Origin of the sequence: Eisenbergiella sp. OF01-20, from assembly GCF_003478085.1 — a bacterium.
GTDB lineage: Bacteria > Bacillota > Clostridia > Lachnospirales > Lachnospiraceae > Eisenbergiella.
In genome coordinates this window covers 892-1,786 of the sequence record NZ_QUES01000088.1, presented here as the reverse complement: position 1 = coordinate 1,786, position 895 = coordinate 892, and the positions used below count along the sequence as shown (strand labels likewise).

General features: G+C 38.8%; 1 protein-coding gene. It reads right to left on the bottom strand.

Going from position 1 to position 895, the window contains the following annotated elements:
• Positions 1 to 875 (bottom strand): AAA family ATPase (locus DXA36_RS32525; protein WP_330425144.1); only part of this gene is annotated, 875 nt, incomplete at its 3' end.
• Positions 876 to 895 lie beyond the last annotated feature (20 nt).

Below are 895 nucleotides of genomic sequence, written 5' to 3'. Positions count from 1 at the left end.
TAATTAATGACGCTCCAGGGGTTATAAACCTCTGTCTTTCCGAATCGATATCCATCATACCATTCCCGCACTTCTTTGCGCTTTTCTTCTATTCCATAGGCAGATAGCATGCTTTCTACTTCATCCTGTGTGAAACCAAAGTATTCCGCATAATTATTGTTCATGACTGATACGATTTCCAGGTTATTTAAACCTGTGAATATACTTTCCTTTGTGATTCGAAGGCAACCTGTAATAACAGCGAATTCCAGGTATGAGTTCGTCTTCAGCGCCGATTCAAACAACGAACGGATAAAGTCCGTCATTTTATTATAAAATCCGTTAAAATAGGCATTTTCCAGCGGTACGTCATATTCATCCAGAAGAATTATCACTTTCTTTTGGTAATACTCATACAAAATACGTGAAAGGAATGCAATTGCATCCAGGTATTGTGTGCTTTGGTCAGTCTCGTTCATGATAAGATGATATCTTCTCTCATCGTTTCCCTCCAGATTATCCGCCACATATTTATGTCTGCGGAATTCCTCTGCAATCTGCCGTTTTAACATAACAAAAGCTTTTTCAAAGTCGGGCTGCCTGGCCGATTTCAGCGAAATGCTGATTACCGGATACTGACATAAATGTTTGGTATACTTGTCGCCGGCTTCCAGTATTTTTAATCCGTCAAAAAGCGCACGATTATCAGCGGTCTTTTCGTCCGCCTTATCTCCTGCTTCAAAATAATATCTGAGCATGCTGAGTTCTAACGTTTTTCCGAATCTCCTCGGTCTGGTAAAAAGACTCACTTCGCTTCTGTTATCTAATAATTCCTTAATTAGAAGCGTTTTATCTATAATATAAGAAATTATTTTCTCTGAGCTTTTTAAAATCATCAATCCCAATTGGAAGCGGT